Consider the following 7,974-nt stretch of genomic DNA (forward strand, 5'->3'; position numbering starts at 1 on the left):
TGCAGTGGAGATTGCAGGAGATGAACACAAAAAACAAGCGGAAGCATTGCAAAAGGAGGCTGATGCGTTATGGCAGTTATAAAAGTTATCCGTAACACTTACGGCGGCGTGGAATACATACAGAATGCGTGTCAATATATCCACAATTCTAAGTATATGAAGCGTTGCAGCGGATTTGGAGTCTGCGCTAACGACTATATGAAGGCGGCTGCGGAAATGATATTAGTCAGACGCTTCTTTCACAAGGAAAGCGGCAATCCTCTGTTTCATATCGTTGTCGCTTTCGATGATACTATTAAGGACGAGGAGCTTGCGTGGAGTTATCTCGTAACTATCGCAAGCTTTTTCGCACCCACAAATCAGGTATACTTTGCTATGCACGGTAAGGACGAAAACTGTCCTCATTTGCATGGTCATTTAGTTGTGAACTCCGTTAGTTACGTCAACGGAAAGATGTTCAATACAGATGAGGAAATACCAGTTTTCAAGCATATAGTTGAAGAAACTATCGGACAGAAATGCAAAATGGCTTACGCTGATAAAAAGAAGTCATAAACACGTATAAATCAAAATATTACCCCAATCCCCTTATAGTGAAAAACAATCAAACAGCTGTATCTTTATTTAAAGTGTCTCCCCGTTATGGGGAGACCGGCTGTTTGTAAGCGGTTATCAGCTATGAAAATGCAAATATCAGCAATGTAACTGATTTAGCGATCAACTGATAATGGCAGCTAAAGTCTAAGTATATGAAAATCCCCCCTATTACGTTCATTGTGAGCGTAACAACGGGGGTATTATTATTCATCTTCTGTCAGAAATTTGTATGCAGGAACGTCAAGGGCTTCGGCTATATCGAACAGCGTATCAAGCGATACGGTTCTGTTGACATTGGGAGCTTCAACGGCTCCGATGAATGCGAGATTTTTTTCAATCTTTTCAGCGAGTTGTTCCTGCGTTAGTCCGCGTAGCTTGCGGTAGTAGCTTATCTTTAACCCGATTGTTTTATATTTATCGAAATATTTCTCTTTCATAAAGTCACCGTCCTATGAAAATATTTTATCATAGTTGATTGACAATATGAATTTGATATGATACAATAAATATTGTATAGAATGCAATAACACAAAGTGCGAGAAATACTGTGCTTATTCAGCAGACATAAAAATCGCCGCAAATTTATATAATCTGCGGCGGTCATTCAGCTTGTTTTATATGTATGATTTTACCACAATTTCATATTTTCTTCAATGTAATATAAGAAAAATTTACAAATTTCAATCTAAAATCAGCAGTTTCTACAAAGAGTAAAGTCTTTGTTTGTATGGTTCGACAGTGTATTTGCCGTCAGAAATATGGTCAATGAGGAGGGAGCGACATGGCACGTAGAGGTGAAAATATCTATAAACGCAAAGACGGACGTTGGGAGGGACGCTATAAATGCGGCTTCACAGACGATGGGAAGGCTAAATATCGCTCTGTATACGGTCATTCCTATTCAGAGGCAAGGGCGAAGCTTGTTCCCTTGAAGGTCGCCGCTCCTACTATGACTGCTTCCTGTCATCTGACGGTTAATACGCTTTTTGATGAATGGTTGTCAGCAGTTAAGCTCCGAGTGAAGCCTTCAACCTATGCCAATTATCAGATGAAGGTCGAGAAGCATATCCTTCCTGTATTCGGCGGATTGCGCTATGAGACGCTGACGGTGCAAATGCTTCATGCATTTATTGATGATAAGCTAAATTCGGGGCTCTCCCCGAAGTACACTTCCGATATTATCGTTGTTTTCAAAGCTATGGCGAAGCATACTGCCAAGATACATAGTACAAGGAACATTCTTGCAGATGTTATAACGCCTAAGTGCATTATGGAAGAAAAGCCGCTGCTTACTCCTACGCAGCAGCGTAAGCTGTGTAAGTATCTTTTATCCAATCTGAATACAACGTCATTGTGCGTATTATTGAGCTATTATACGGGACTTCGTGTCGGTGAAGTCTGCGGTCTTATGTGGAGCGACATTGACGCTGATAAAAGTCTTTTGACCGTCAGGAGAACTGTACAGCGTATACGCACAGTCAATGACGGCACTCAGCTCATTATCGGTACTCCCAAGAGCAGAACGTCACAGCGCATGATACCTATACCGTCTTTCCTTATGAAAATACTGCGGAAATTCCGCAGTAATAATGACCGATATATACTTTCCAATACAACAAGAGTTATCGAACCTCGCACACTACAGAACCGCTTCAAATCTATGCTGAAAAAAGCAAATTTACCGTCAGTAACGTACCATAGCCTCCGCCATATGTTCGCTACGAACTGCCTGCAAGCGGGCTTTGATATTAAGACGCTCTCTGAGATACTTGGTCATGCGAGTGTACAAACAACGCTGAATCGCTATGTTCACAGCTCTATGGAACGTAAGGCGTACTGTATGAGCCTCATCACTCCTGCCGCTTAAAGCTTATTTGCCGTCAAAAATCTCGTCACAGCCAATGTCAAAAGTGGCTATATACGGCGTATAACTGACAAAATTACTTGAATTATATAAATTTGCGAAAAGCAAAATCAGTAACCGATATTTCTATTATACATCAAACGCCGTATACTATTCAAGTTTTTTAAGGAGGAGCTATCATGAAAAACAACAACCTTGTCGTTATCGAAAGAGATGTGTTCTGCCCGTATTGCAATCAGAACTCTGCCGTTCTCATAAGCGAGACAATCAAAAAGAAGAAGACTATCGGCTGTGCGGCAATAGGCTGCAAGGACGCTTTGCTGTTGTATGTGACAGGCTGCTGCTGGGCTATTGTATGTGGTTTTCCATTACTTGATGTCAAGGAGGATAACCAGACAAGTATGTACGGATTCTGCCCTTGCTGCGGAAATACATATCCTGTCATCAAGCCCGAAGCTGATACGGTCATTGACAAAATGCAGAATACGCAGAAGCGTATCTCTAAGGTAGCAAGTCAGGCAAAGGGTTTGCTTAATAAAGGTAACTCCGCTCCCGAGCAGATCGACTACGACAGCGATGACCAGTCATGACGGATAAGGAGATCATCAAAGCCTTTTATAAAGCTCGAAAAACTGAGGTATGCAAAGCGGTCATAAGACCAAAATTTACGATGTACAGGGAGCTCCTTCAATTCGTCATTGCGCTCTCCGTACTAATTGCTGCTATTCTTGTACGCGCATATCTATCTACGCCGATTTTTATAGTGCTCCTGTGTGCAATATCTACTGCTTTTTTACTGACTCAGACGAAAAATATACTTCTTCTGATGATTTTTGCTTATCAGAAATTCGCACCAAAGCTGCTGCGTTCAGCCTGCCTGTTTCAGCCGAGCTGTTCTGAGTATATGAAGCAGTGTATCATAAAATACGGTGTGTTCAGAGGCGTAAAAAAGGGCTTTAAACGCATAAAACGTTGCCATCCGCCAAACGGCGGACTTGACGAACCATAACGAGGGGGATATTATGAGCGATAATAATCAGAAAACCGATGCTTGGGGACAGAATAGGAATATCCCCGATTCATGGGTTAAGAATAACAAGCTTCCCGAGAATTGGGGAAAACAGAGCGTAAGTCCCGATATAAAAAATAATACCGGAGCGTCACCTTCAAAAAGCAACGCTAAAACAAAGTCAGAGAGTTCGACCGGCTTTTCCGATAAAGCAAAGTCAGGTGTCGGACTGCTTGCAGGCGCTGCAAAGAAAGTCGGCGGAGCTACCAAAAATGCGGCTGGAAGTGCAGTTGAGTATGCAAAGTCCGATGAAGTCAAGGAAAAGCTGAACGCTGCCAAAAATAAGGCCAAATCCATTTCGGACGGTGCAGGCTCCTCTCTTACTGACTTGAAAGAAAAAGCAGGCGACGCCATAAACGAACGTCACAGCTCCATGTCTGAGTTATCTGATAACACATCAGACGAAATTGGCGAAGATACGCTTGATACTGCTATTACCGAGGAGAGTCCCATTTCCGATCCGTCTGACGACACTTCGACTGAAGACGAAGAATTATCCGCAGAAACAACGGCAGAATCCGATACAGATAGCTATATCGAGGAGCCTGTCGATGATGAAGTATATGACACCGAGCCGGAAGAAGAGTATGAATATTCTGAAGAAGTTGTTGCGAAAACGGCAAGCAGTGGTAGCTTAAAGAAAAATATCCTTATCGGCGCTGCTGTTCTGGCTGTCGGTATCGGTGCTATTATTGGCGTTGGGTTGATCTTCAAAAAAGGAGACAAGAAGCCAAACAGCAGCGATTCATCTATCGAAACAACAGCAGAAACCAGTACGGCGGCGACTTCAATAGTCACTACTGCTGAAACTACAACAGGCAACGCTCAAAGCTCAACGACAACTGTTGTTACAACATCAGAGAGTGATAAATCCTACACATTGGAAAAGAATTCTATCGAAATAAAAATTGGCGAGACAACAAATGTCAATATTTTACACTACCCAGAGGAATGCAATGAAACCAACGAATATTGGACATCAAGCGATTATAATATCGCTTCTGTGAATGTTCATGGATATATAACCGGAGTATCAAGCGGAGAATGTATAGTATCCATTTCCTGCAAGGATAATCCGGATATAAAGACAGATATATCAGTTGTCGTAATTGACGAGGAAAATACAGAATCGTCTTCTATTTCTGATCAATCCGGAAGCTATAGTCCACCTTTCGTTTCAGCGAGTATTGAAGAAGTTAGTCAATATCCGCTGCAAGGTATGGCATGGTATTTGGTAGTCAGCGGTAATTATTCATCATATTATTATGAAGCATATGCTGCTTGGTATCCTGATTGGGAATATACGTCCTTTAAAAGCGGAATATCTACTGAAGGCAGGCTCAAGCTTGAAGAGGCAAGTGTTCGATCAAATTACATGGTATACGTTACTCCGTATAACAGCAATGGAACTGCCGGTGAAACAGTTGTTGCAAAATATGAGCCAACATCTCAGACAGCTATCACTTCATGTACAAAATACGGACAGATCAATGCCCCAGGTGGTGGTCCTATAAATGGATACACAAAAAGCTTCGCTTTTGACGGTGGCTCAATGTCGTGCGTAAGAACCGATCTTATGGATAAATGGCATATTACAGCAGTAAATACTTTCACGAAAAACGGTACAACATGGTATGAATTATATGATACTGATGACGGCGATTATTATGGCTGGGTTGATGAAAGTCACATAACGTTCTATTGAAGGAATTTGAACGAATTTCTCACAGCTTATAATTATGCGGAGAAAGAGCTTGGAAATTCTGAACAGGTCGTAACCGTTTCTTCAAGAGGTAGTTCGTGTGATGTTTGCTTTTTTGAAAAGAACAATAATAGTTGGGGTTGCATTCTTGAAACGAGTGGAATAGTTGGTAAAAACGGCGTATCAGACAATAGCTCTGAAGGCGATTATTGTACTCCTAAAGGCTTATATTCGCTTGGCTTTGCATTCGGAACTCAGCCAATGAAGGGGGTGTCAATTGAATATAAGCAAATCAACAATAACTGCTATTGGATTGACGATCCTGAGTCTCCTTTATATAATCAATGGACTGAGAGCAGTGAAGTATCTTGGAAAAGTGCTGAGCATTTATCGGATTATCCGCAGGCATACAAGTATGCTGTCGTTATTGACTATAACATGAAGCCTGTTGTTCCTTATAAGGGTTCGGCTATATTTCTCCACTGCATGACTGGCAGATATACAGCAGGATGTGTCGCTATACCTGAGAATGATATGTTGTTTATATTAAAGCATATAAATTCTAAGAAGTCGCCTATCATCATCATAAACTGAGTTTACTGCGATAAATGAACGGAGGGAACATCAATGGAGAAAAAATGTAAATTTAAAAGAATAATATCTGTGCTGTTGTCATCTTTAATTTCAATAACATCAATATCAACGTATAGTTCAATTGCAGTAAATGCAGATAGCGCAGATGCAGGTTCATTAGTTTTTTATGAACCAGCAGAAATATACAATTATCCGTTATATCTCGAAAAGGTAAGAGACCTAAAAACAAATGGCGTATACAGCTCTCAAAAAAACGGATTCTTCCTTTGTGATATTAATAATGATGATATGCCTGAGTTATTTGCAACTTTTGATACTGAAAATGGAGGAATTCTTTTTGCAGGTACTATCTATAATAATGAATTAGTCAGTTTTTATGAATTAATGGGAATTGGAGCAGCAAGAAGCATTGTATTGTATGACAATGGTTACATAGGTTTTAGAGGTGTTTCATCCAGCATATACGGAACAACGATTTCGAGGTATAGCGGAGGAGAGCATTTAACAGGAGTCATTGCAGTATCAACCGACCTTGCTCCAAATGCAACAAATGAATTCTATAAATATTTAGATAATAGCGGCAATGGTATTCCAATAACAGAAAGCGAGTATGATTCAATTCTTAATCAGTATAAAGAAGCAACCTACACTGCTTATAATGTTCCAATGCCGTATACTCTGAACGGAATCACATATAACACCTACTTTGATTACTATGAAGCTTCAAAATACAATGGGAACGCAGCACAGATTTCAATAGCTAATACTGTCAACGGACTGCCTGTAACTAAAATTGGCAAGAATTTCCTTACCGACACAGAAGTCGAGGTTTTGAATATCCCCGCAAATATATCTTCATATTACCTTAACGCTTTCGACTGTGATACCCTTACAAACATAAACGTCGATTCCAACAATAAATATTATACAAGCAGAGAAGGCGTTATGTACAGCAAGGATATGACCAAGATATGCAAATTTCCCTCTGCTAAGGACGCTTCATCGTATACATTTCCTCAAAGCGTGACCGAAATAGGAAAATGTGCTTTCGCATGGTGCAAAGGCGTCAAAAAAATAGATATTCCGGAAACGATTGACTCTATACAAGAATATGCGTTTTATGAATGTCCTAACTTGTCCTCGGTTACGATTAGAAATTCACGTTGCAAGATTACCGATCAAGTAAGCCTAAAGAAGCCCATAACATTCTGCAATACTTATGATTCTACGCAAGGCAAGGGAAACTATCTCGGCGTTATTTGCGGATATAATAATTCTTCCGCACAGCAATATGCAGACATTTTTGACTTCACTTTTATCTCATTAGGCGACGATCCTAAGATGACTACAACTACAACTACAAGTACAACAACTAAGACCACTACAACGACTACCACCACCACAACCACTAAGACTACAACAAGTACGACTACTACGAAAACTTCAAGAAGTACTACAACCACCACAACTAAGCCGACAACAACATCGACGACAACAACAAAACCACCAACAACTACAACCAGCACCTCGACAACTAAGCCTACTACATCAACAACATCTAAGACAACCACAACCCAAACTACAACAAGCCAGACAACAACCGCCTCAACAACTACTACGACTTACAGCAGAAAAGATTTTTCATATGTTGTTATTGACGATCATATTGAAATAACTGGTATCGACAAAACTATTGTTTCAGCAGTAGTTCCAGACAAAATAAATGGACTTCCAGTAAAAAGTATCAAGTCATCCGCATTTAGTGATTCGACAAAATTAGAAAGTATAATCATATCGGATTCAGTTAGCGAAATTGGAATATACGCTTTTTCGGGCTGCACTTCTCTTAAAAGTATAAAACTTCCTGATTCGTTAACAAAGATCAAGCAATCAACTTTTAACAAATGCACAAAGCTAAAGAGTATTACTATTCCTGATTCAGTTACCGAGATAGAAGGAGCTGCATTCTTTGGATGCAAATCACTTGAATTCATAAATATTCCTTCGTCTGTAACAAAAATCAATAATTCAACGTTTAATGGCTGTTCTAACTTGTCTGTTGTATTGCCGGAAACTATTACATCAGTTGGTGAATATGCATTTTATTGTAAAACTGTAGCATTTATGAATCCTAAATGTGTTTTACCA

At 40.1% G+C, this 7,974-nt stretch carries 8 protein-coding genes; 7 read left to right on the top strand and 1 reads right to left on the bottom strand.

Annotated elements, in window-relative coordinates; all coding sequences use genetic code 11:
* Nucleotides 1-69 precede the first annotated feature (69 nt).
* Nucleotides 70-555, top strand: coding sequence for a relaxase/mobilization nuclease domain-containing protein (locus tag Q0R37_RS14320; protein ID WP_294755247.1), 486 nt, complete (start codon nucleotides 70-72; stop codon nucleotides 553-555).
* A gap of 245 nt (nucleotides 556-800) precedes the next feature.
* Here Q0R37_RS14320 and Q0R37_RS14325 read toward each other — a convergent pair whose 3' ends face one another.
* On the bottom strand, nucleotides 801-1,034 hold the full coding sequence (locus tag Q0R37_RS14325; RefSeq protein ID WP_294755248.1) for a helix-turn-helix transcriptional regulator: 234 nt from the start codon (nucleotides 1,032-1,034) through the stop codon (nucleotides 801-803).
* Nucleotides 1,035-1,378: 344 nt separating this feature from the next.
* Between Q0R37_RS14325 and Q0R37_RS14330 the strand changes: the two genes are divergently transcribed.
* From Q0R37_RS14330 to Q0R37_RS14350, 6 genes are all read left to right on the top strand, one after another.
* Nucleotides 1,379-2,464: a site-specific integrase gene (locus Q0R37_RS14330; RefSeq protein ID WP_294755249.1), complete on the top strand. Its 1,086-nt coding sequence runs from the start codon at nucleotides 1,379-1,381 to the stop codon at nucleotides 2,462-2,464.
* A gap of 176 nt (nucleotides 2,465-2,640) precedes the next feature.
* Nucleotides 2,641-3,051, top strand: coding sequence for a hypothetical protein (locus Q0R37_RS14335; protein WP_294755251.1), 411 nt, complete (start codon nucleotides 2,641-2,643; stop codon nucleotides 3,049-3,051).
* A gap of 80 nt (nucleotides 3,052-3,131) precedes the next feature.
* Nucleotides 3,132-3,470, top strand: a complete 339-nt coding sequence (yidD, locus tag Q0R37_RS15715) for a membrane protein insertion efficiency factor YidD (protein WP_366517445.1) — start codon at nucleotides 3,132-3,134, stop codon at nucleotides 3,468-3,470.
* Nucleotides 3,471-3,483: 13 nt separating this feature from the next.
* Nucleotides 3,484-5,235, top strand: coding sequence for a hypothetical protein (locus Q0R37_RS14340; RefSeq protein WP_294755252.1), 1,752 nt, complete (start codon nucleotides 3,484-3,486; stop codon nucleotides 5,233-5,235).
* A 6-nt stretch (nucleotides 5,236-5,241) separates the two neighbouring features.
* Complete coding sequence (locus Q0R37_RS14345) at nucleotides 5,242-5,826, top strand: L,D-transpeptidase family protein (RefSeq protein WP_294755253.1); 585 nt, start codon at nucleotides 5,242-5,244, stop codon at nucleotides 5,824-5,826.
* A 33-nt stretch (nucleotides 5,827-5,859) separates the two neighbouring features.
* On the top strand, nucleotides 5,860-7,974 hold a 2,115-nt coding region (locus Q0R37_RS14350; protein ID WP_294755254.1), incomplete at its 3' end, for a leucine-rich repeat domain-containing protein.

Origin of the sequence: uncultured Ruminococcus sp. (genome assembly GCF_946415235.1) — a bacterium.
Lineage (GTDB): Bacteria > Bacillota > Clostridia > Oscillospirales > Ruminococcaceae > Ruminococcus.

What these genes read in the sequence shown, in the direction of transcription:
- Q0R37_RS14320 (WP_294755247.1), top strand. Translation starts at nt 70, where the DNA reads ATGGCAGTTATAAAAGTTATCCGTAACACTTACGGCGGCGTGGAATAC.
- Q0R37_RS14325 (WP_294755248.1), bottom strand. Translation starts at nt 1,034, where the DNA reads ATGAAAGAGAAATATTTCGATAAATATAAAACAATCGGGTTAAAGATA.
- Q0R37_RS14330 (WP_294755249.1), top strand. Translation starts at nt 1,379, where the DNA reads ATGGCACGTAGAGGTGAAAATATCTATAAACGCAAAGACGGACGTTGG.
- Q0R37_RS14335 (WP_294755251.1), top strand. Translation starts at nt 2,641, where the DNA reads ATGAAAAACAACAACCTTGTCGTTATCGAAAGAGATGTGTTCTGCCCG.
- yidD (WP_366517445.1), top strand. Translation starts at nt 3,132, where the DNA reads ATGTACAGGGAGCTCCTTCAATTCGTCATTGCGCTCTCCGTACTAATT.
- Q0R37_RS14340 (WP_294755252.1), top strand. Translation starts at nt 3,484, where the DNA reads ATGAGCGATAATAATCAGAAAACCGATGCTTGGGGACAGAATAGGAAT.